17 protein-coding genes and 1 pseudogene are annotated in these 21,474 nt (G+C 64.0%); 13 read left to right on the forward strand and 5 right to left on the reverse strand.

Translation table 11 applies throughout. The annotated features are described in order from the left end of the window. Positions 1–41: 41 nt before the first annotated feature. Entirely contained in the window at positions 42–803 is a 762-nt protein-coding gene (locus NLM33_RS27065; RefSeq protein WP_254100471.1) for a pentapeptide repeat-containing protein, read from the forward strand. 13 nt (positions 804–816) lie between these two features. Here NLM33_RS27065 and NLM33_RS27070 read toward each other — a convergent pair whose 3' ends face one another. Further along, entirely contained in the window at positions 817–1,353 is a 537-nt protein-coding gene (locus NLM33_RS27070) for an autotransporter outer membrane beta-barrel domain-containing protein (RefSeq protein WP_254100472.1), read from the reverse strand. Between the two features lie 644 nt (positions 1,354–1,997). Beyond that, positions 1,998–3,596: pseudogene (locus NLM33_RS49730) on the reverse strand (hypothetical protein); the annotation flags it as partial. A 271-nt stretch (positions 3,597–3,867) separates the two neighbouring features. On the opposite strand from NLM33_RS49730, the gene NLM33_RS27080 reads away from it, so the two are divergent. The 10 genes from NLM33_RS27080 (at position 3,868) to NLM33_RS27125 (ending at position 16,818) form a co-directional block, all read left to right on the forward strand. Further along, positions 3,868–4,563, forward strand: coding sequence for a DUF2270 domain-containing protein (locus NLM33_RS27080; RefSeq protein WP_254100474.1), 696 nt, complete (start codon positions 3,868–3,870; stop codon positions 4,561–4,563). Positions 4,564–4,764: 201 nt separating this feature from the next. Further along, positions 4,765–5,235: an aminoacyl-tRNA deacylase gene (locus NLM33_RS27085; RefSeq protein ID WP_254100476.1), complete on the forward strand. Its 471-nt coding sequence runs from the start codon at positions 4,765–4,767 to the stop codon at positions 5,233–5,235. A 117-nt stretch (positions 5,236–5,352) separates the two neighbouring features. Further along, positions 5,353–5,775 carry a CBS domain-containing protein gene (locus NLM33_RS27090; RefSeq protein WP_254100478.1) on the forward strand — a complete coding sequence of 141 codons (423 nt, stop codon included), beginning with the start codon at positions 5,353–5,355 and terminating at the stop codon, positions 5,773–5,775. Positions 5,776–5,844: 69 nt separating this feature from the next. Further along, positions 5,845–10,659, forward strand: a complete 4,815-nt coding sequence (locus NLM33_RS27095; protein ID WP_254100480.1) for an NAD-glutamate dehydrogenase — start codon at positions 5,845–5,847, stop codon at positions 10,657–10,659. A gap of 25 nt (positions 10,660–10,684) precedes the next feature. Continuing rightward, positions 10,685–11,026: a hypothetical protein gene (locus NLM33_RS27100; RefSeq protein ID WP_254100482.1), complete on the forward strand. Its 342-nt coding sequence runs from the start codon at positions 10,685–10,687 to the stop codon at positions 11,024–11,026. Between the two features lie 150 nt (positions 11,027–11,176). Beyond that, complete coding sequence (locus NLM33_RS27105; RefSeq protein ID WP_254100484.1) at positions 11,177–12,160, forward strand: alpha/beta hydrolase; 984 nt, start codon at positions 11,177–11,179, stop codon at positions 12,158–12,160. Between the two features lie 158 nt (positions 12,161–12,318). Then, entirely contained in the window at positions 12,319–12,882 is a 564-nt protein-coding gene (locus NLM33_RS27110; protein ID WP_254100487.1) for a hypothetical protein, read from the forward strand. Continuing rightward, a complete protein-coding gene (locus NLM33_RS27115; protein ID WP_254100489.1) occupies positions 12,879–13,706 on the forward strand; it encodes a TIGR04222 domain-containing membrane protein in 828 nt (275 codons plus the stop codon). Before NLM33_RS27110 ends, NLM33_RS27115 begins: the two co-directional genes overlap by 4 nt. A 214-nt stretch (positions 13,707–13,920) precedes the next feature. Next, positions 13,921–15,135: an MFS transporter gene (locus NLM33_RS27120; protein WP_254100491.1), complete on the forward strand. Its 1,215-nt coding sequence runs from the start codon at positions 13,921–13,923 to the stop codon at positions 15,133–15,135. A gap of 444 nt (positions 15,136–15,579) precedes the next feature. Then, positions 15,580–16,818 (forward strand): OmpA family protein, encoded by a 1,239-nt coding sequence (locus NLM33_RS27125; RefSeq protein WP_254100493.1) that lies wholly within the window; start codon positions 15,580–15,582, stop codon positions 16,816–16,818. 394 nt (positions 16,819–17,212) lie between these two features. Here the strand turns inward: NLM33_RS27125 and NLM33_RS27130 are convergent, their stop codons facing one another. Then, complete coding sequence (locus tag NLM33_RS27130) at positions 17,213–17,452, reverse strand: hypothetical protein (protein WP_254100495.1); 240 nt, start codon at positions 17,450–17,452, stop codon at positions 17,213–17,215. A gap of 239 nt (positions 17,453–17,691) precedes the next feature. Between NLM33_RS27130 and NLM33_RS27135 the strand changes: the two genes are divergently transcribed. Further along, the gene (locus tag NLM33_RS27135; protein WP_254100497.1) at positions 17,692–18,021 is read left to right on the forward strand and encodes a hypothetical protein; all 330 of its coding nucleotides are present in this window, start codon (positions 17,692–17,694) and stop codon (positions 18,019–18,021) included. Positions 18,022–18,175: 154 nt separating this feature from the next. Here the strand turns inward: NLM33_RS27135 and NLM33_RS27140 are convergent, their stop codons facing one another. Further along, a complete protein-coding gene (locus NLM33_RS27140; RefSeq protein ID WP_254100499.1) occupies positions 18,176–18,550 on the reverse strand; it encodes a hypothetical protein in 375 nt (124 codons plus the stop codon). 571 nt (positions 18,551–19,121) lie between these two features. Between NLM33_RS27140 and NLM33_RS27145 the strand changes: the two genes are divergently transcribed. Next, positions 19,122–20,435, forward strand: coding sequence for a cation:dicarboxylate symporter family transporter (locus NLM33_RS27145; RefSeq protein WP_254100501.1), 1,314 nt, complete (start codon positions 19,122–19,124; stop codon positions 20,433–20,435). Positions 20,436–20,449: 14 nt separating this feature from the next. Here NLM33_RS27145 and NLM33_RS27150 read toward each other — a convergent pair whose 3' ends face one another. Then, positions 20,450–21,442 carry a LysR family transcriptional regulator gene (locus NLM33_RS27150; RefSeq protein ID WP_254100503.1) on the reverse strand — a complete coding sequence of 331 codons (993 nt, stop codon included), beginning with the start codon at positions 21,440–21,442 and terminating at the stop codon, positions 20,450–20,452. Positions 21,443–21,474 lie beyond the last annotated feature (32 nt).

Genomic DNA, 21,474 nt, shown 5'->3' on the forward strand with positions numbered 1-21,474 from the left:
GCCAAGACACCTCTTCCTAACGCACCCCAGAGCCACTCCGCATGGACATCGACGCGTTCGCCCGAGAGATCAGCGCAGGCAAGCCTGTCCAGTCGCTCCAGATGACGGACGATCGCTGGCCGGAGATGGATTGCGAGGGCGCATCATTCGCCGAATGCGTGTTCGAGCGGGTTCAATTCACCAACCCGGTCTTTGCGGACGCGCGCTTTGCCAATTGCAGGTTCGTGTCGTGCCGCTTCGCGCATGGAGACCTTTCGGGCGCGCATTTCGATAGCTGCAGCTTCGCTGGTGAGGATGGCAAGCGGTCCAGCTTTGCCTTCAGCGATCTGCAACGAGCCGCGTTCAAAGCGTGCGACTTGTCTCTCGCTGCCTTCGATCGCACCGAGCTTTTTGCCGTCGAGATGCAGGAATGCAATCTCACCGGGGCGCAGTTCACCAAGGTCGACTTCAGTCGCGCCCTGAGCCGCAAGCAGATCGAGACACGGGCGCGCTTTGATGCCTGCAGGATGGATCTGGTCGAGCTCTCCGAGGCGAAATTGCCCGGTTGCAGCCTTGCCGGCAGCCGGCTTCGTGAAGCCGATTTGTCCGGCGCTGACCTGACCGACGCGGACCTGACGGACTGCGACCTGTTCCAGGCCATCCTCGATGGTGCAAAGCTCGGCGGTGCGGACCTCACCGGCGCCGAGGTGAGCGGATTGAACCTGACGACACTCGCCGACTTCGCCGGCTTAAGGATCGGCGACGATCAGATGTTCCGGCTGCTCGACGCCATGGGCGTATCGGTTCGCGCGCGTCAACGTTGACGCAAAACGCCGCCTACCAGCTAAAACGCAGTCCGACATTACCCTGCGCCGCGCCGCGGGTTTCGTGGTCGGCGTGATCGCGCACGAACTGATAGCTGGCCTGGGCGTAGAGGCTGAGGCGCTGGTCGAGCCGCGCGGTGATGCCGGTGAGCACCTCCGTGCGCGTCAGATTTTGCAGCAGCTCGACACGATCGACATCGAACGTCGTGGTCGCTTCCGCGCCCCATGAATGCCAGACATTGGCGCCGACATAGGGCTGCCAGCGAACGCCACGCGCGTCATCGATCGTCCATTGCCCGCGCAGGCCGAGCCGCCCGACCGGGCCCGTGGTGGTGCCGAGCCCGACCGGGCCGAGACCGTCATTGGCGTTTTTGAAGCTGACCTGCTGCCACACGATTTGCCCCTGCAGCTCGATCACGAAGGACGGCCCGAACGGCAGCGGAATCGGGATCGGATAGCCGGTCTCCAGCGAGGCGACGAGGCCATGTCCGTCCGCCGGCAGCTGCGCGAACTGCGTGGTGGCGAGGCCCTGATAGATCGTGCCCTGCATGATCGCATCGACGTACCAGCCGTTCGGCGGTAGTGCGTCCAGTAGCCGCCAAAGGAATAGCCGGTGAGATTGACCTTGCCGGTGTGGGTGAGCACGTAAGCGGTCGCGGACGAATTGGTGACGAGCCCGGTGACGTCGGCATTCGCCTGCGCGTAGGCGAAGTACACGCCGGCCGCATCGCGGTGGCCGCCGGGCGAAGCGTTGCGCCAGAGGTCGACGCCGCCCCGGAAGCCGCCGAGCCAGCCCGTGGTGCGCGGATCGGCGAACGCCTGGTAGTGATCGTTCAAGCCCTGGCCGAACAGCCGCGCCCAGCCGGATTGGCCCCATCCCGCAAGACCCGCACCGGCATTCGCAAGCGTCATCGTATCGCCGATGCGCTGGTTGAGCGTGCCGAGCGTCACCAATCCCAATTGCCGCGCGATCGGCTGCACCACGCCATAGGTCGCCACCTCCGGACCGATGATCGGATACACGCCGGGCGGCAGCACCGCGGGCGGCGGATCCGGAGGCAGGACTTCCGAGGGCTCGTCCGGCGGGACCGTGACGGGAGGCTCGCCCGGACCGGGCTCCACGACGAAGGACGAGCGCAGGAACCAGTCGTTCGGCACATCACCATTGAGTCCACCTCGGAACAGGAAGTAACTGGCGTCACCCGCGCGCGCCTCGCCTGAAAGAGAGAAGGCGCTCGCCGCCGTCGTGCCGCTGTTGACGGCATTGACCACCAGGATGCCGTTGGCGGACGTCTCCACCCCCGGCCCGCCGGCATTGACGATTCTGAGGCCCGTCGACCCCGTCGCGGTACCGCCATTGATGATCAGAAGATCGGAGGGCGAGCCGTCAGTGCCGAGATAGGTGTGCAGCGTGATGGTGCCGCCGCTACCGGTGTAGTTGTTCACGGTCAGCGTCTTGAAGACGGGCCCCGCGGCCGGCGGCGAGAAGATGATCTCGCTGTCATTGTTGGTGAGGTCGGTGACGGTGGAATTGCCGGTCATGTTCCAGACCGTTCCGCTCCCCAGGCGCACATTGCTGGTGCTGCCGGAAGCCGTGGTGATGGCGCCGGTCAGCGTCGAATGGCTGCTGGTCATGTCGACCACGGCATTCTGCGTCACGCTCATCAGGATGCCGTTGTTGCCTGTCACCGTCGCGCCATTGGTGGTGATGGTGGCATTGCCGCCCTGGGCGGCGAACGCATCGGCCGCAGAGTTCACGACCGTGCCGTCGAGCGAGAGCGTATTGGTGACGCCAGCGGCCGCCTGGAACAGGAAGCCGACGCTGCCGCTGCCGGTGGTCGTGACGCCGCCGCCGGTCAGTGCAATCGAGCCACCGTTCTGGAGGAACCCGCCACGGCTGCCGCTGCTCGTCTCGGTCAGTGTCAGATCCGTACCGGAAATGCTGCTGCCCGTGCCAGTCGCGAGCAAACCACTCTGTCCGCCGCCCCCGCCGAGCGCCACCGATCCGCCGTTGAGGGTCACGCTGGCGCCGCCATCGGCACGCACGCCGGTGTCGCCGCCGCCTGCGTGCTCCATCGACAGGATCGCACCATTGGTCGTGATCTGACTTCCGGTGCCCGAGGCCCACAGTCCGGTATTGCCGCCACCGCCCGCGGCGAAGGTCTCGACGGTTCCTTCGTTCAGGCTGATCAGCCCGCCACCTGTCGCATGCGCGCCGACGTTGCCGCCGGCGCCACTCAGGTTCAGCGACAAGCCGTCCGCGCTGATCTCGCTTCCCGTGCCGTTCGACAGCAGCGCCGTTACGCCGCCGCCGAAGGACGGGCTGATCGTCGATCCCGGCTGGAAAATGATCCGGCCGCCCGACTGTGCCGACGCCGCCGTCGACCAATTGCCCCGAATGACCGAGCCCGTGCTGAAGATGATCGTGCCGGCCGTGTCGGCGAGGCCACCGATGCTGCCGCCGTTGAACGGGTTGATATTGACATTGTTGGTGGTGATCGAGGCGCTCGTCGAGGCATGCACGCCGGGCGAGCCGTTGAGCGTCGTATCCGGCGCGATCCGGCAGGACCCGCTGCCAAGAGTGACGGTACTGCCGGAGACCGCGCAGGTCTGCGCCACGGCGAGGTCAGGTGTCCCTACGCTTGTCAGCCAGAGCGCGACGCTGAATGCACGGATTCTTGTCCGGGCCCGCCGCATATGAAAAGCCGGAGTCTCGATGATACAGGCTGGCCGGCGCCGCACAGCTACGAGGAACATCTCCCTATGGAGATTCCTCGCACTGGTCGTACCCATGGCGCACCTCGCAGGACGCGCCCCCAGGTTGCAAGCTGGGCTCTACGCCCGGCCCAGCGTCAACACACAAATCCGAAATCCAGTGTCTTTGCGCTCAACTGTTGTGTGCGCGACACGAGTTTTGAACGCTTTTGGTTGATTTGATTCAATCGCGTCGTGGGGCGCACGCCTCGCCTGCCATCGATCGTGGCGTTGTCCAAACGAAGCGGAATTGTGGTAGTATCGTCGGATCGGTGCCGAAAGCACGACCTGAAATTTTCACTGGTCTCGGGTGGTTCGCGCCATGCTCAGGCCCGCAGAAGACACACGTGAGACACCAGAGCTGAACGCGGCTGAACTGGGTGCGATTGCCCACCTCTATCGCGGCGAGATCTATCGCAGCACCATCTGGCGAACACGCCTCGACAACACGACCAACTGGTCGATCGTGACCTTGGGCATCGCCCTGTCGTCGACATTCTCGTCTCGAGAGGCATCAGCGCTGCCGCTCATTCTGATAGGCATGCTGCTCGCGGTCTTTCTCGGGCTCGAGGCGCGCCGTTATCGCTATTTCAACGTTTGGCGCGCGCGGGCACGCTTCCTCGAAACACATTGGTATGTTCCGATCCTGAGCGGCAAACGCGGAGATGACGACGCCGGTTGGCGGAACATCCTCGCGGAAGATTACCTGCATCCGCGTCATCATATCAGCTTCGTTCGCGCCGCGGGGCGTCGTATTCGCCGCACATATATCTGGATCATCGTGATCCAGACATCCGCCTATATCGGCAAGCTCGCGATTCATCCGCAAATGGCGGCCCACCTTGATGAGCTCATCGATCGCGCTGCAATCGGCCCGATCCCGGGCTGGGTGGTGATTTGCTGCGGCCTTGTCTACAATCTCTGCTGGGTCGTGCTTGCAGTCGCGACCTATTGGCTTGATCGGCGTGCACATGGCACACGCCCCTCCGCGGGGGGAATGGGTTGACGCGGTCCCGGCGGCGCGCAGATAGGTCGGCAATACTGTCTAACTTCGCAGTGGTTCGAGTCGAACCGTGTCGCTTGCGCAATGACGAATTGCGGCAGTCGACCGCGGCGCCTATGTTGAGATCCGACAACGACGCGGCCGCCTATCGTGCGGCGGGCAGCCTCACGGTGGACGGCGTGCATACCTATCGGAGGCCCCGCCATGTCCATCGCTCCGACGCTGCACCGATATCTTGCTGCCGAGAAAATCCAATATGCCGAGATCCCGCACGATCTCACCATGTCATCCGCGCGCACGGCGCAGGCCTGCCACATCTCGGGCGATCGCCTCGCCAAGGCCGTCGTGTTGCGGCATGACGGCGGCTACATGCTCGCGATCGTGCCGGCATCGCACCATCTCAACCTCCCGGACCTGAAGGACAGGCTTGGCGAGGACCTCGTGATGGCCAACGAAACCGAGATCAATCGGATCTTCGCCGACTGCGCGCACGGAGCCGTGCCGGCCGTCGGCAGGTGCTACGGACTCGATCTCATCGTCGATGACACCATCCAGGCCCAACCCGAGGTCTATATCGAAGCCGGCGATCATGAGACGCTGCTCCAGCTGTCACATGCGCAGTTCGCGCGCCTGACGGCCAATGCGCCGCATGGACGCTTCAGCGTGCACGACTGACGTCTCACGACGGCGGGACGGTCCACCGGTATGCCCTCGTCTCGGCGCGCGTGCGGTCGTACCCGGTTCGTTGTATAGTCAAGTCAAAGGGGGCAGCGCTCGCAACGGAGGTCCTCCATGAAGGTCAAGGATGTGATGCACAAGGGCGTCGATTGGGTCAGCCCCGACACCCCGATCACCGAGATCGCGAAGTTGATGCAAGGGCACGACATCGGTTGCATTCCGATCGGCGAAGACGACCATCTGATCGGGATGGTGACCGATCGCGACATCGTCTGCAAAGGCCTTGCAGGCAAGGACTTCAACGCCGCGCGCATGACAGCGCGGGACGTGATGACCGAAGGCATCCATTGCTGCCGAGAAGACGACGATCTGGCGAAGGCCGTGCATCACATGGAGACGCTGAAGATCCGCAGGCTGCCAGTGATCAACAGGAGCAAGCGGATGGTCGGCATGATCAGCCTGGGTGATGTCGGCCAATCCGCCACCACCGATCTGTTGACCCAATGCGTCAAGGGCGTGTCAGCCCATCATCATTGAGGCAACGCCGGCTCGATCCGGGAGACGTCAATGGCTCCGTGCTACACGGCGCGGGCGAGGGAGGATATGATGGCGTGGCGCGACGACAAGGCCCGGGCAACCCTGATCCACGATGCAGCAGGAAGCGTTCAGCCGGGCAAGAGCCCTCGGGCCTTTGCCGAGCTTCTGTTCGGCTACACCAATCTCGAGGACCTCGCCAATCACGATGCCTCCTCGCTGGCCCTCCTCGCGGAGCAAGCCTGGGAGCATGTGCAGCGACGCACGGCAGGCAGTGCCGATATCCGCGTCGTCAATCCGGTGATGCCGGACGGGCGCGAGATTTCCGTGCTCGAAATTCTCAACGACAACATGCCCTTCCTGTTCGACTCCACCATGGCGGAGCTCACCGAGCAGGGCATCGAGGTCACCCTCGTCGCTCACCCGATCATCGCGGTGGAGCGCGATGACCAGGGCAAGCTGCTGCGCTTCTACGGCGAAGCATTGCCGGAAGGGGCAAGGGGCGCGCGAGAAAGCCTGATTCACCTCCACATCACGCGCCTGGATGCCGAGGCCGACCAGCAGAAGCTGATCGTCGGCCTCACCAAGACGCTGAACGACGTGCGCGCCTGCGTCACCGACTGGCGAGCCATGCGGGACCGCGTCGAGCAAGCGATCAAGACATTCACGTCCAACCCGCCGCCGCTCCCGATCGACGAGGTCGCCGAGGCCAACCAATTCCTGCAATGGCTATGCGCGGACAACTTCACCTTTCTTGGCGTGCGCGAATATCGCTTCTCGCCCGACGGCGATGCGTCAGACGACATCACGACCGGCGAAGGCCTCGGCATCCTGCGCGATCCCAATGCGAAGGTCCTGCGCCGCGGCAACGAAATGGTGGTGATGACGTCGGAAATTCGCGAGTTCATGCGCGAGCCCACCCTTCTCATCGTCATCAAGGCCAATGTCAGCAGCCGCGTCCATCGCCGCATCCGGATGGACTATGTCGGGATCAAGCTCTACACGCCCGACGGCCGGCTCGAGGGCGAGTTGCGCGTCGTCGGCCTGTTCACCTCGGGCGCCTATACGCGCTCGGTCCGGCAGATCCCTTATGTTCGCCACAAGGTGTCGCGGGTGCTGCAGCGCGCCGGCTTCGACCCGAGCGGCCATTCGGGCAAGGCGTTCATGCATATTCTCGAAGAATATCCGCGTGACGATCTGTTCCAGATCGACGTCGACACCCTCTACGATTTCGTCATGGAGATCCTGATCCTCTATGAACGCCCCCGCGTCCGGGTGCTGGCTCGAGTCGACAAGTTCGATCGCTTCGTCTCGATCCTGGTCTTCATTCCGCGCGACAAATACGACACCGATGTGCGCACGCGCGTCGCCAACTTTCTGGCGCAGGCCTATCGGGGGACCCTGTCGGCCTCCTACGTATCCTTCCCCGAAGGCGCATTGGCGCGCGTCCACTACATCATCGGGCGCTATGAAGGTAAGACTCCCGCCGTCGAGCGCGCCACGCTGGAAGCCGGGATCAGCGCCATTGCCGCAACCTGGGCTGACAAGCTGAAGGCCGCGCTGACTGCGTCAACCGATGGCATGCGGGCGCGTATGCTCGCCAATCGCTATGCCCAGGCCTTCAGCGGCGGCTATACCGAGGTTTTCACGGCGGAACAGTCGGTCGCCGACATCGCGACCATCGAAAAGCTGACGCCAGCCCGCCCGGTGACGATTTCGGTTCACCGGTTCGAGGGCAACGACGATCCCAGGCGCTTCGGCCTGAAGGTGTTCTCGGACGCCGCGCCGCTGTCGCTGTCCTATCGGGTGCCGGTGATCGAAAATCACGGCCTGCGCGTGGTCAACGAGCGCACCTATCAGATCGTGCCCGGTCACAGGCCCGAACCGGTCTGGCTACACGACATGACGATCGAGACCAGCGACGGCAAGCCGATCGAGATCAGTCCGGAATTGAGCCATCGCCTGGAAGCGTCGATCATGGCTGTGGTCACCGATCGCGCCGAATCCGACGGATACAATGCCCTGATCGTGCGCACGGCCCTGGGCTGGCGGGAAGTCTCGAGCATCCGGGCACTGTCCCGCTATTTGCACCAGATTCGCGCTCCGTTCAGCCAGGACTATATGTGGGAGACCTTGCGCAAGAACGCCGCGATCACCGCCAACCTCGTCGCGCTGTTCCAGGCCCGCCTCGATCCGCGGCTCACCCTGACCGATGCCGAGCGCGCGGCGCGCGAGACGGCTCTTTTGGCCGAGATCGAGGAACAGCTCAAATCCGTCGCCTCGCTCGATGAAGACCGCATCCTGCGCCGTTTCACCAATCTGGTGCAGTCGACCATCCGCACCAATTTGTGGCAGGTCGGCCAGGATGGACATCCGCGCCCGGTGATCTCCTTCAAGTTCGACGCGCGCGGGATCGAGGATCTGCCGGCGCCGCGACCGCTGTACGAGATTTTCGTCCATTCGCCCCGTGTCGAAGGCATTCACTTGCGCTTCGGCAAGGTTGCGCGCGGGGGACTGCGCTGGTCCGACCGGCCGCAGGATTTCCGCACCGAGATCCTGGGCCTTGTAAAGGCGCAGCAGGTCAAGAACGCCGTGATCGTGCCGGTCGGCGCCAAAGGCGGCTTCGTGCCCAAGCGCCTGCCGTCCCCGTCCAATCGCGACCACTTCATGGCCGAAGGCACCGAGGCCTATCGCATCTTCGTTCGCTCTCTGCTCGAACTCACGGACAATCTCGACGGCGACGACATCGTGCCGCCCGACTCCACCATGCGGCATGACGGCGACGATCCCTATCTGGTGGTCGCCGCCGACAAGGGCACCGCCACCTTCTCCGACGTCGCCAACGCGATCTCGACCGAGAAGAACCATTGGCTCGGCGACGCCTTCGCCTCCGGTGGCAGCCAGGGCTACGACCACAAGAAGATGGGGATCACGGCGCGCGGCGCCTGGGAGGCGGTCAAGCGCCACTTCCGCGAGCTCGGCACCGACATTCAGACCATGCCATTCACCGTCGCCGGCGTCGGCGACATGTCCGGCGACGTCTTCGGCAACGGCATGCTGCTCTCGCCGGCGACGAAGCTCGTCGCGGCTTTCGATCACCGCGACATCTTCATCGATCCTTCTCCCGATCCGGCGACCAGCTTCGCCGAGCGCCGGCGCCTGTTCGACCTGCCGCGATCGAGCTGGCAGGATTACAACAAGTCGCTGATCTCGCAAGGCGGCGGCGTGTTCTCGCGCTCGCTCAAGGCTATCCCGCTCGCGCCGGAAGTGTGCGCCCTGCTCGATATCGACAAGCCGCAGGCGACGCCTTTCGAAGTGATGACGGCGATCCTGAAAGCCCGCACGGACCTCCTGTGGTTTGGCGGCATCGGCACCTATATCCGCTCGTCCTCGGAAAGCGACGATCAGGCCGGCGACCGCGCCAATGATCCGATCCGCATCACCGGCACTGAGGTTCGCGCCCGGGTGATCGGCGAAGGCGCCAATCTCGGCGTCACCCAGCGCGGCCGCATCGAAGCGGCGCAGAAGGGCATCAGGCTCAACACCGACGCCATCGATAATTCGGCCGGCGTGAACACCTCCGACGTCGAGGTCAATATCAAGATCGCGCTGGCCCGCCCCGAGCGCGAGGGGCGTCTCAGCCCCGCCGACCGCAACAGCCTGCTCGCCGCGATGACCGACGAGGTCGGCACGCTGGTGCTGCGCAACAACTATCTGCAGACGCTGGCGCTCTCACTCGCCGAACGCAAGGGCGTGGCCGAGACCGGCTTCCTCACACGCCTGATGCAGTCGCTCGAGCAGCGCGGCCTGCTCAGCCGCACCGTGGAGTTCCTGCCGGACGATGCGGCGATCACCGAGCGCACAAGGCGCGGGCAGTCCCTGACGCGGCCCGAGCTTGCCGTGCTGCTCGCCTACGCCAAGCTGACGCTCTACGACGACCTGCTCGCAACCGGCGTGCCGGACGATCCTTATCTCGCCCGCCGACTATCCCTGTATTTTCCGCGCGAGGTTCCCGACAAATTCCCGACCGCGGTCGAGCTCCATCGCCTCCGACGCGAGATCATCGCGACCAGTCTCGTCAATGCCGTGATCAACCGCGGGGGCCCGGCCTGCATCGTACGCCTGACCGACGAGACCGACGCCGATGTCTCGACCATCGTCATGGCGCAAGTGGCAGTGGACGCGATCTACGAGCTCAGGCGACTCAATGATGCGATCGACGCGCTCGACACACGAATCGACGGGCAGTTGCAGCTCAGCCTCTACGCGGCGGTGCAGGACCTCCTGCTTTCCCGCATGGTCTGGTATGTGCGCAATGTCGATTTCAAGGATGGTCTGAGCGCGGTCATCGCCCGGTTTGGCCCTGCCGTCCGCGAGATCGCAGCCTCGCTCGACGATGTCCTGCCACCGGACCTGCAGGCCGCGCGCAGCAAGCGCCGGCAGGACCTGAGCGATGCCGGCGTCCCGATCGGACTCGCCGGCGAACTGGCCGACCTCGACGCCCTGGTCTCGGCGCCGGACATCGTGACGGTCGCCGAGCGTACCAGCCGCAGCATCGGCGATGCCGCCGCGACCTTCTTCGCTGCGGAAGCCAATTTCCGTCTCGATCGCATCATCGCCGCCGCCCGCAGCGTCCCGGCCAACGATTATTTCGAACGCCTCGCCATCGACCGCGCCGTCGACCAGATCGCTGCGGCCGAAAGACGACTGGCCGCGGACATGCTGGCGACCGGCCAGTCCGGCCAGCAAGCCGTCGAGACCTGGCTCACGGCTCACCCCGAAGCGACGCGCATCCGCCGCTCGGTCGAGGAGATTGCCGCCAGCGGCCTGACGCTCGCCAAGCTGACGGTGGCGGCGAATCTGCTGGGGGATCTGGTCAAGGGCTGACGCGCGCCCGCAAACGGAGGACCCCATGATCCATGCGACTTGCCATACCGCCGACAACGTCGTCTGTCTGGAGTTCGATGCCACGCCCTGGTTCAGCGAGGCCGACGCTCCGAGCATCATCGATCTCGCCCAGCGCGAATGGACGAGCCCGGCGATTGCGGAGTCGCTCGAGCGCCGGCGAGGATACGAACGCTTGCATGACCTCATGGAATATGCGGCGAAGCGACTTCAAGAGGAGTCCCTCGAGGATCCGACCTGGGAAACCTTCGAGTGTGTCGTCGACGGGCCGGAAGCCCTGGCCTGGCTCGAGAAGAACCGGCCTGAGATTGTGGCACGGATTTCGAGCCAGCGCAGGCGAGAGCACTAAGACTCATCGGCTCTGATCGAAACGGAACCTGGCTCGCCCTTTTCTCGCCGCCATCATCATTCACGGAGCTAGCAGGGCGGGGCAAACGGTGGGCAGCGTTCCCGAAGGTTCCGTGTGATCGTCCGACATCTTCTGCAACATGAAACTCAGGTGTCGCGCCGCGCGCTCGTGCGCGGGCTCGCGTCCTTCAGCGCGCTCGCACTTGGCGGATGCGCAGGCTTGGGCGCGACGGGCGCGAGCTTCGACGCATCGTCTCTCTCCGGAGACCCCACACTGCTTGTCACCACCACGCGCAAGCCCGTGAACGGCGGTCGCACGAAACCCTGGTTCGGGCCGGAGCGCGCGACCACCATGACGGTCGCGCGGGCAAAGCTGGTGGCGCCGGACGAGAGCCGTCTTTCGCTCACCACGGTCGGGCTTGGCGATTGGCGCGTGGATCGGGTCGAACCGGTGTCGGCCGACATTGCTGATCTGCTTGGGCAGGCCGGCGGAGGAGGAGACGTGCTGATCTATGTGCACGGCTTCAAGCAGACATTCGAAACGGCGGCGCTCGATGCCGCACATCTGTCCGATGGAATCAAGTTCCGCGGCCGGACCATGGTGTTCTCCTGGCCCTCCAAGGCAGGACTGTTCGACTATGCCTATGATCGCGACAGCGCGATGTGGTCCCGCGACGATTTCGAACGCGTGCTCGCTTCTCTCGTGTCGGCTCCAGGCGGCGGCCGCGTGCACATCGTCGCGCACAGCATGGGAACCATGCTGACGCTCGAAAGCCTGCGTCAGCTCTATGCGCGATACGGCGACACCGTTACGAGCAAGATCGGCGCGGTGGTGTTTGCCGCGCCTGATATCGACATGGACGTGTTCTCGTCGGCGATCCACCGCATCGGTCCGCTTGCCGGCAAGATCACCGTGATCGCCGCGACGAACGATCGCGCATTGGCGCTGTCGGGGCAAATCGCGGGCGGAATGACGCGGGTCGGGGCCGCCGAGAAAGCCGTCATCGAACGGCTTGGCGTACGCGTGATCGACGCCTCCGACGCGGGTTGGGGTATCATCAACCACGATCTGTTTCTGTCGAACGCCGACGTGCAGCGGGTGATCCGCCGCTCGATCAACGGTACGGCCGCGTAAAAGTGCGCCAGCTCCTCCGCCTGCCCGCCTTCGCGCGAAAGCACCGGCCAGATGAATCGCAGCCCGGCAGTGCCGCTGTCGGCCGTTCGCTCTACGGTCATCCTGTCCGCGCGAGTTCCATGCTATCGTGATGCGTGGACGATCATCGGGAGCCTCGGTTGCAGCGCCAGCAGTTCAAGATCGACATCCAGTCGGGCGAGCCGGTCTGGACGCCGGCGCGACGGGAGCTGTGGCGACGCATAGAGCAGCATGATTTCGAGCCCGACACGCCGCTGAACTTCACCCGGCGCCTGGCGCGCGATCACGGCTGGAGCATTGACGAGGCCCGCGCCGCCGTCGATGCCTATCGTCGCTTCTGCTTTCTCGCCGTCGTCTCGACGACTCCGGTGACGCCCAGCGAGATCGTCGACGAGGTCTGGCACCAGCATCTCATCTATTCACGCGACTACTGGACGATCTGGTGCGGCGAAAGATTGCAGGCGCCGCTGCACCATGATCCCACTCCGGGCGGGCCCGAGGCCCAGGCGACCTATCGCCGGCAATATGCCGAAACGCTGGCGCTGCATGAGCGCATGTTCGGCCCGCCGAGCGCGGCGCTGTGGCCGGCGACACACCTGCGCTTCGGACGCCAACGCTATCATGTGACGGACCGCCGTCGCTGGCTTATCATCCCCAGACCCATCGCCTGGATTCGCAGTCGATTGATGAGGACGAACCGATGACATGGAATCCGCTGGACTGGACCGCCGGTCCATTCCTGGCTCTCTATCTGACGACCGCAACCCTCATCTTCGTGCTGGGTTACCATTTCAGGTCGACGATCGGTCCGGCCGCAAACGCGACGCGCCAATTGAACGCGCTGGAATTGGCCTATCTCGGCGGTGGCGCACGGCGCCTCGGCGATGTGATCCTGCTCGGCCTGACGTCGGGGAATGGTGCCACCATCGCGCCCGGCGGCCGCACCATCACCGTCACCGACCAGACGCCGCTGACGACACTCATGCGCAATCCGGCATCGCTCGCGGTCCAGCCGGACATGTCGCGCCAGCAGTTCCAGACGGCGGTGAAGCCGATCGTCCGGCAGATTCAGGGACGCCTGCAGCAGCTCGGCTATGCCCCGTCCGACGAGCAGATGACGTCGTTCCATATGACCGTGCTCCCCTTCGTCGGTCTCCTCCTCGGTCTCGGCCTCGTCAAGGCCGCCGTCGGCGCGGAGCGGCACCACCCGGTCGGCATCCTGATTGTCCTGCTCATCGTCACCGTGATCGGGGGCATCATGCTGGCGCAGCGCCCCGTGCGAACGCGAGCGGGCGATGAGGTCCTCGCAAGCCATCAGGTCTCCAACGCGCGGGCCTCGCGCGCGCCGCGCGATCACGAGCTGCTTCTCGCCGTGGCACTCTCCGGCGCCGTCGTCCTGTCGGGGACTCCCTACGCCCCGGTCTATGCCGCCTCGCAGACGATGAGCAGTGGCGGTAGCGGTGGCGATGGTGGCGGCGGGTGTGGTGGGGGCGGCGGAGGCGGTGGCGGATGCGGCGGGTGCAGTTGAGGGTGGCCCAAAAGCAAAAGTGTCGAAAACAACCCCATGCAAAGTAGCCGGCGATTGCCGACGCGAGGCTCATGAATTTCATCTAAGCCAGTGAAGCGTCAAGAAAATCATCCAATTTCAGACGGAACGCCAGGCGGAGCCTGCCCATGACGCCAGGACTGCACGCGGCGTTTCATCGGGCAAATACACGCGTTGCGCGTGTCGCGATCCAAGCATGAAGAAAATGACGCGCCATTCAGAACCGAACTACGAACTCTTATTTGCTGCCGCGTCCGGCTTTACCGTCGCCAACAATTACCTGAATCAGGCTCTTCTTGGCCTGCTCGCCGGTGACTTCGGCCTATCGCCCGCCGCCGTTTCGACCATTCCCGTCGTCACGCAGGTGGGGAACGCCGTCGGCTTGATCCTGTTGGCTCCGCTTGGCGACCGGTTTGAACGGAGGGGTCTGATTCTGACGACACTCGCTGCTCTCGTCGTTGCGCTGGTGGCAGCGGCGATTGCTCCGGGTTTCGGCTGGCTTGTCGGAGCGAGCCTTTGCGTCGGGTTGTTCGCCACCGTGACCCAGCAGCTTGTGCCCTTCGCGGTGCATCTTGCCGAGCCGGGCGAGCGGGGCCGGGCACTCGGGATAGTCACCGGCGGCATCCTCGCAGGCATTTTGCTGGCGCGGACCTTCGCCGGTACGATTGCCGACCTTGCCGGCTGGCGCACGGTGTTCGCGGTAGCCGCCGGTCTAATGCTTGTCATTAGTGTGCTGCTCGCACTGAAGTTGCCGCGCGCGCGGCCGGGCACTGATCTGGGGTACCGCCAACTCCTCCAATCCCTGGCAACGCTGTTGGGGGAACATGAAATCCTGCGCAGGGCGGTGACAATCCAGGCGCTGATCTTCGCAGCCTTCATGGCCTTTTGGGCAAACCTCGCGCTGCTCCTTCAGGAACCACGGTTCGGGCTCGGACCGACGGCGGTCGGGCTGATCGCCCTCGTCGGTGTCGGCGGCGTGCTCGCAGCGCCGCTCGCCGGCCGCTTTTCTGACAGAAGAGGTCCTGCCATTGTCATTGCGACGGGCGCGGGCCTGGTGGTCGCCGCGTTTGCAATCCTCGGCCTTGTGCAGGGCTCGCTGACCGTCCTGGTGATCGCAGTGCTGGTGATGGACCTTGCCGTGCAGGCCTCGCAGGTCGCCAATCAGGCCCGTGTCTTTGCCATCGACCCGACGGCCCACAGCCGGCTCAATACGATCTTTATGGCCGCCATGATCTTCGGCGGCGCGTTGGGGGCCGGCGCGGGTGGTATCGCGTATTCGCTGTGGGGCTGGAGCGGGATCTGCGCATTCGGCGCCACCGCAGGTCTTTGTGCAGCAGCTCTTTCCGCAACCAGAACAACGGAGAAGACCAACGAGGATCGCGACGCTCGCTCTGTCCAGCACCAACGCTGAGGTCAGAAATCATCGTCAATAGTGCAACGTCGGCTCTTTTGCAGGTCAGCGCCACGTGCTCCTGTCGGTAAAGTTGCGACACCCCGCATCCGCCATCGACAAACTTCTCTCGCGGGATGCGGCCAAGGACCTTGCCGCACGTTTCGACGAGGAATGGCGAAGGAAGGCGCAGGAGTGGGTCAGCGTCGGCGCATAATAGAGCCAATTCAGCGACGCCGGAGTCGAGATATTTCGACGCTTGGCGTCGAAATGGCGCGCCACGGACGATGACGATGGGCACTAAGAATCGCGTCTTAAGGGGTGCATTCCAGGGCAGTCCAGCACTGTCACCGTAACTCCGTTCTGGATCTCTTGACGTGCGGACGCGCGCATGGAACCGTTCGCGCCTCGTGAGACGAGAGCCAAATTCATAATTTCCAAATCCATAATTTAAGGGCCTTACGCGTGAAATCCCCGCTGCATTTGACAATCGCCATCCTTGCTCTCGTTGCCTCGACGCCGGCTTGGGCGCTCAAGGGCCTTCCCGACTCTATTCAGTTGCCGCCAAGCGTGACGTTCAAGAATACGGATCGCAACGTGGATGTCGAAGAATTCGGCCAGGCCGAGTTTCTGATCGAGAAGAACGCCGAAGGCTTCGATCAGCGGATGGTGCAGCAGGGCAAGCACTATCAGAGCGTCTTGCACATGAGTCCCCGACCGAAGCCCGATGACAGCAACAAGACGTGGCAGGAGATCAAACCCTACTGGCTCAAGGCCGGCTGGCAGATCGTGCGCGAGTGGGAAAATGGCGCGACGCTCAAGCGACTTCAGGGCGGAGCGGAAATATGGGCGACGCTCAATGTCGCCAATGATTTCGACGAGATTCAACTCGATATCGTCGAAGTGGGCGGCTCGAAGGTCGCGTTGACCCTGCGGCCACCGGGCGGCACGCCGGAAAAAGTCGGCGACAAGGATGACTTTCCTTATCTTGCCCGCTTCCCGGGGACGACGCTGAAAGCGACCAGCCAGGATCCTTCGCCGCTCGATGTCACCGTGCCGCAGAAGGATCAGGAAAAAGTGCTGGCGGGAACCGGACAGGCCATCAAGACATATGGCTATCCTGCGAGCGTGTCCGTGCTGCAATTCATCACGGCCTACCGTGACGCGCTCGCCAAAGCCGGCTGGCAGATTCTATTTCAGAGCCAGGGCCTCAATCAGTCGGACGGAATTCTGCTCGCGCGTTACGCACAAGGCGGCCGGGACATCTGGGTCTCCATGCATATGGGCGCCGGTGAAATCGGCGTGGCCGTGGCGGATGCCGGCGCGGACGATCTCGCAGCGCGCCTGGACAGGGACTGCCATGTACCGCTCTACGGCGTGCATTTCGATTTCAACAAGGCAACTCTGCGAGAGGAGTCCGAGCCGTTGCTCAACCGCGTGCTGACCACGCTCAAGGGTCAGCCAAAGCTGATGGTCGAGTTGCAGGGGCACACCGACAATGTTGGCAGCGACGATTACAATTTGAAGCTGTCCGGCGCCCGAGCGCTGGCCGTCATGCAATGGCTGGTCGCGCACGGCACTGAAACGTCCCGGGTGAGCACGCAGGGCTATGGCAAGAGCCGGCCGGTCGCTTCCAACGACAGCGACGAGGGCCGTGCGAAGAACCGGCGCGTCGAGCTCGCGCGCAAGGGATGCCAGCGTTGACGGGATCCAAGCTGCGATTGACCTGAGAGATCGCGCGGCAATCCGCCGCTCGGAAAGTGGCGCGCCACGGCCGATGAAGATGGGCACTACTCGCTCGCCCTTCCGCTATGAAGCCGCAGCCCGCCACGCGCTCCAGTCGAAGCATTTGCGACAGCCTACGATCTTGCGCTGCGCCTTATCGTCTGCCTCCCAGACAACGATTGCGCCTTGGCCCCGTCCGCTCTTTTTTGCCGCGACCAACTGCGTTGCGGCCACCGCCAGTCCGAAACAACGGCCGCACGCAGCAAGTGAGATCAAGGTCGGCCTGATAGCGCGCTCGATCTGCGCAATCGTCCTGGGACAAATTGCCAGAATGCCCATTCGCGACAGGGGCACGAGATCGCCAGATCACACCCTATGCCCGGCCCTTGATCTCATAGTGGCCCGGCACGCATTTGTAGCGCTCGATCCGCCAGTTTGAATGATACAGCGGATGTTCACCCATCCACTTCGCAAGCGGCGCCTGCGCCCCCTTCATGCAGTCCTGAAACGTGATGTCGGGCGTCATGCTGCTGTCGGTCACGATCTCCTCGACGCAACTGCCCGCGGCGGCGGCGCTGAGGTGGCAGAGAATTGCAACGACGGTCACGAACATGCATTGCATCCTTTCCGGTTGGCCGGGCGGGCAGCGTGCACGATTGCAGCATCCTCGCCCTTCAACGGCGGGGCCGATCTTACCGAGGGCTATCGATGCGTCATCATACTTTGGTCCTGATCGTACTTTGGTCCTGATGCAGTTCCGTCGTCGCCCGGACTACACGTCGTTGTGCTCGATCAATTCAGGCTGCTCATGCCTGGACAGAGTACCGGCTCTATCTGGAATTGGAGACGCGTATGGCTGGAAATGGCTTGGTACCGATGGCCGACTTCCGTGCGGCTCATCGGAGTGCGGCTCACAGAATCGTCTATCTGATCGTCGACAACGTCGTGGGATGGCCTGGCCGCGCACGCCTGAAGCTCGAGGTCGAACGAACCGATCGCGAAACCATCATCGCCAACCTTGTCGACGGCCACTTCAATGATCCGGTCCGCATCATTGCCTTCGACCCGAAGGCCCACTGGTCGAAGGACGTCTCGAGAGAGCTCGCGGAGGAAATCCAGACGCGTTGCGACATCGACGCGGTGCCGGTGCCGGAGCACATCCAGGACTTCGTCAAACGCTGATTTCGACAGTCGTTGGCAACGCGTGGCACGGATTCGGAAATCTGGACGGCTTACGGCAACCGACGAACAGCGGGCAGATCGCCAAGAACTGCAATCAGCAGCGTAGCGACGTCTTTACGCAACCAGTTCTTGGCGCAACTCATTCTTGGCGCAACTAGTTCTTGGCGTTCCGCTTCTTGCTCGCCCCCCTCAGCGGGGCCGCAGGTGATGGAGCCGGATTGTCCCAGCCTGCCATCTGCAGACAGGTGAGCAGATCGACATAGCTTTGTATTCCTCCTGCCGTAGCCTCGCCTTCGCAGGTTTCACGCATCGGAGCAGGAACGGTCAGCCAAATCGAACCTAGCTGTTGCTGCGCAAGTGTCTCGTCACGCATGCATTCGCCGGCGTCCTGCGCCAGGGCGAGCCCCGACGCTTTGTCGTCAGCAGAAACGTCCCTGCATAGAGCTTCCACGTTCAGGACGGGCACACGGTCTGAAATCGTCACCGTGGGCTGACCAAGAAGCGATAATGCCAACAGCACTGCTTTCATCAGATCCCCTCCTTTTGAATTGGATTGGACGCGGTAGCTTAGGGAGGTTAGGCCTGATTTATTTCCGGCTGGCTTCGCCTGGCCGAGAAAGGATTTCGTCCCGGCCCGACATCGAACTGCCGGCTCGCGGGGGGCGTGGCGAATTCCGAACGCCGAGAGCAACGCGCTCCCTGGTCGCAGCCCAAGCAACAAAACGCAAAGTCTGGAGTGCCCAATACCGAAATGGCGCGGCACGGCCGATGAAGATGGGCACTCTTGCTACGCCGTGGCGCTGTGATGCGGTGGCCGGCTACACGCTCCGGGCGGCAAAGCTGCGGCGACCTGCGATTTCGCGCTATGCCTCATGGGCGACCGACGACAGCAGCTTAACTGCCAACGACCGGTGGCCGCATTCGATTCCGCGCCGAGCGAGAGACCGAATTCTCCGGGGCGCCGGCTTCTCTAACCTATGCCGCTCCGACATATCTTCCTATCGCCCGATTGTTTTGGACATGGCACGCCGCGCTCTGATTTATGCTCCAACCGTAAGGCGGGCAGATCAGGTCTCGTCCAAATCGGGAGCGAAACAGTCATGGCGATCTTCCGCCAGCTCTATGTCCAGGTTCTGATCGCCATCGTCGTGGCGGTCGTGTTCGGTCTCCTCGCCCCCGAGGCCGCGGTTGAGATGAAGCCGCTGGGGGACGCCTTCATCGCGCTGCTGCGCATGCTCCTCGGGCCCATCATTTTCTGCTCGGTCGTTCTCGGGCTGACGCACGTGCGCGACATGGGCCAACTCGGCCGGCTCGCCTTCAAATCGCTGCTCTACTTCGAGATCCTGACCACGCTCGGTATGGCGGCCGGCTTTGTCGCCGTCAACCTGTTCCACCCGGGGGACGGCTTACACGCGACCAACCTCGTGCTGAGCGACAGTGTCTCGAAGATATCGGGCGCAGCGAGTCATTTCACGGCGGTGGGTTTCTTCCTCAGCATCATTCCCATCACCATTGTCGACGCCTTCGCCAAGGGTGAAATCCTGCAGGTGCTGTTCGTGTCGATTCTGACTGGCGCGGCATTGAGTATCGGTGCCGGCAAGGACTCCCCGATCCTGCGCGGCATCGAGGAAGCGCAGACGGTTCTCTTTCGCATCCTCAGCTTCGTCATGAGAGCCGCGCCGCTCGGCGCTTTCGGTGCCATGGCGGCGGCGGTCGGCGCCCATGGCGGGGCTACACTGCTCTACCTCGCCAAGGTCGTGATCCTCTATTGGGCGACGTCGCTGGTCTTCGTCTTCGGAGTGCTCGGCGCGGTCTGCGTCATGGCCGGGCTGCCCATCTTCAAGCTGCTGCGCCTGATCCGCGAGGAGTTGCTGCTGGTGCTGGGGACCGCGTCCGGCGAGGTGGCGTTGCCGCGGCTGATGTTGAAGCTGGAGAAAGCCGGCTGCGACGGTTCCATCGTTGGCTTCGTGCTGCCCGCCGGCTACAGCTTCAACCTCGACGGCACCGGCATCTACCTCGCCATCGCGGTCGGCTTCATCGCCCAGGCGACCGACACGCCGTTCTCGTTCGGCCAGCAGATCGGCGTGCTCGCCATCATGCTGCTGACCTCGAAGGGAGGCACCACGGTCGCCGGCGGCGCCTTCATCAAGCTTGCGGCCACCTTGCAGACGGTGAGAGCGCTGCCGCTCAACGGCCTCGGGCTGCTGTTCGGCATCGACCGCCTGATGGCGACCTGCACGGCGCTGACCAACGTCGTCGGCAACACCGTTGCCGTCTTTGTCATCGCGAAATGGGAGAATGCCTTCGATCACGCCAAGCTCGATGCCTGTCTCGCCGCGGAGATGCCGGCTGCGACTCCGGCTGCGCTTGTGTCCGGCGACGCCCAGCCGGTGATGCTGAAGGCCGGCGAGTGATGTTCAGCGCCGCCTCAGCGCCCGTGATCGCCGATCACCTTAGCGCCGATCCAGCTTCCGTCCGCGACGCTGCGGGCGATGACGTCGCGCACCAATACCAGCAGCTCGCCCGCGAGCCAGCTCGGTTGCCGCTCGCGCGGCATGCCGATCGAGACGGTCGAGATCAGCGACGGCCGTTCGATGAACCGGACGCTGAGCTCGCTGCGCTCGGCATCGGCTGCGACTGCGGCAAAGGCGAGGATGGTCGCGCCGAGGCCGCGTTTCACCATCGCCTTGGTCATCGCGACGCTGTCGACCTCGAAGGCGACGTTCAGGCGCACGCCGTGCTGGATGGCGGCTTGTTCGATCAGGCGCCGGTTGCTGTGTGGCAGGCTGGGCAGAATCAGCTGCAGCTCCGACAAGTCGCGCCACCGGATGGTTTCCGGCTGCGGCTTGCCGCGTTTGACCGGCGGCCCCGCGACTACCATCCGCTCGTGCAGGATGGGCGTCATCGCGACGCCGTCGAGCGGGGGCGGATTGTAGAGCACGGCGACGTCGAGACGCCGGTCGAGCAGCCATTCCTCGAGCGAGGAGCTGATGCCCTCGCGCACCTGCAGCGAGGCTTGCGGCCAGCGGTTGCGCAATTCGGCGACGACCGAGGGAGCGATCAGAAGGCCGGCTGCCGGCGGCACGCCAAGCACGACATGGCCGGCAAAGCGCGGATCGGGTGTCCGCACGACACCGGGGATCTGGTCGATCTGCAGCAGCACCGCATGGGCGTGCTCGAGCAGGGTCGTACCGGCCCGCGTCAGGCGCACCCCGCGCCCATGCCGGACCAGCAGCGCAACGCCGAGTTCATCCTCGAGCTTCATCAATTGACGGCTCAGCGCGGACTGCGCGACGTTCAGCACGGCCGACGCCCGATTCAGGCTTCCGGCGCGGGCGACCTGCACGAAATAACGAAGTCCCCGGATGTCGATGGTCGTTTCCTCCGCGCCGCGCAGCTGACCAAACTCAAGTTCTCGCAAGCAACTCGAGGCGAGTCAAACGCACCAGCCCG

The organism is Bradyrhizobium sp. CCGUVB1N3, assembly GCF_024199925.1.
In the GTDB taxonomy this organism is placed as follows: Bacteria; Pseudomonadota; Alphaproteobacteria; order Rhizobiales; family Xanthobacteraceae; genus Bradyrhizobium.

Coding starts and splice junctions, on each gene's coding strand:
- NLM33_RS27065 (WP_254100471.1), top strand. CDS start 42: ATGGACATCGACGCGTTCGCCCGAGAGATCAGCGCAGGCAAGCCTGTC.
- NLM33_RS27070 (WP_254100472.1), bottom strand. CDS start 1,353: ATGCAGGGCACGATCTATCAGGGCCTCGCCACCACGCAGTTCGCGCAG.
- NLM33_RS27085 (WP_254100476.1), top strand. CDS start 4,765: ATGTCCATCGCTCCGACGCTGCACCGATATCTTGCTGCCGAGAAAATC.
- NLM33_RS27090 (WP_254100478.1), top strand. CDS start 5,353: ATGAAGGTCAAGGATGTGATGCACAAGGGCGTCGATTGGGTCAGCCCC.
- NLM33_RS27095 (WP_254100480.1), top strand. CDS start 5,845: ATGGCGTGGCGCGACGACAAGGCCCGGGCAACCCTGATCCACGATGCA.
- NLM33_RS27100 (WP_254100482.1), top strand. CDS start 10,685: ATGATCCATGCGACTTGCCATACCGCCGACAACGTCGTCTGTCTGGAG.
- NLM33_RS27115 (WP_254100489.1), top strand. CDS start 12,879: ATGACATGGAATCCGCTGGACTGGACCGCCGGTCCATTCCTGGCTCTC.
- NLM33_RS27120 (WP_254100491.1), top strand. CDS start 13,921: ATGAAGAAAATGACGCGCCATTCAGAACCGAACTACGAACTCTTATTT.
- NLM33_RS27130 (WP_254100495.1), bottom strand. CDS start 17,452: ATGTTCGTGACCGTCGTTGCAATTCTCTGCCACCTCAGCGCCGCCGCC.
- NLM33_RS27135 (WP_254100497.1), top strand. CDS start 17,692: ATGGCTGGAAATGGCTTGGTACCGATGGCCGACTTCCGTGCGGCTCAT.
- NLM33_RS27140 (WP_254100499.1), bottom strand. CDS start 18,550: ATGAAAGCAGTGCTGTTGGCATTATCGCTTCTTGGTCAGCCCACGGTG.
- NLM33_RS27145 (WP_254100501.1), top strand. CDS start 19,122: ATGGCGATCTTCCGCCAGCTCTATGTCCAGGTTCTGATCGCCATCGTC.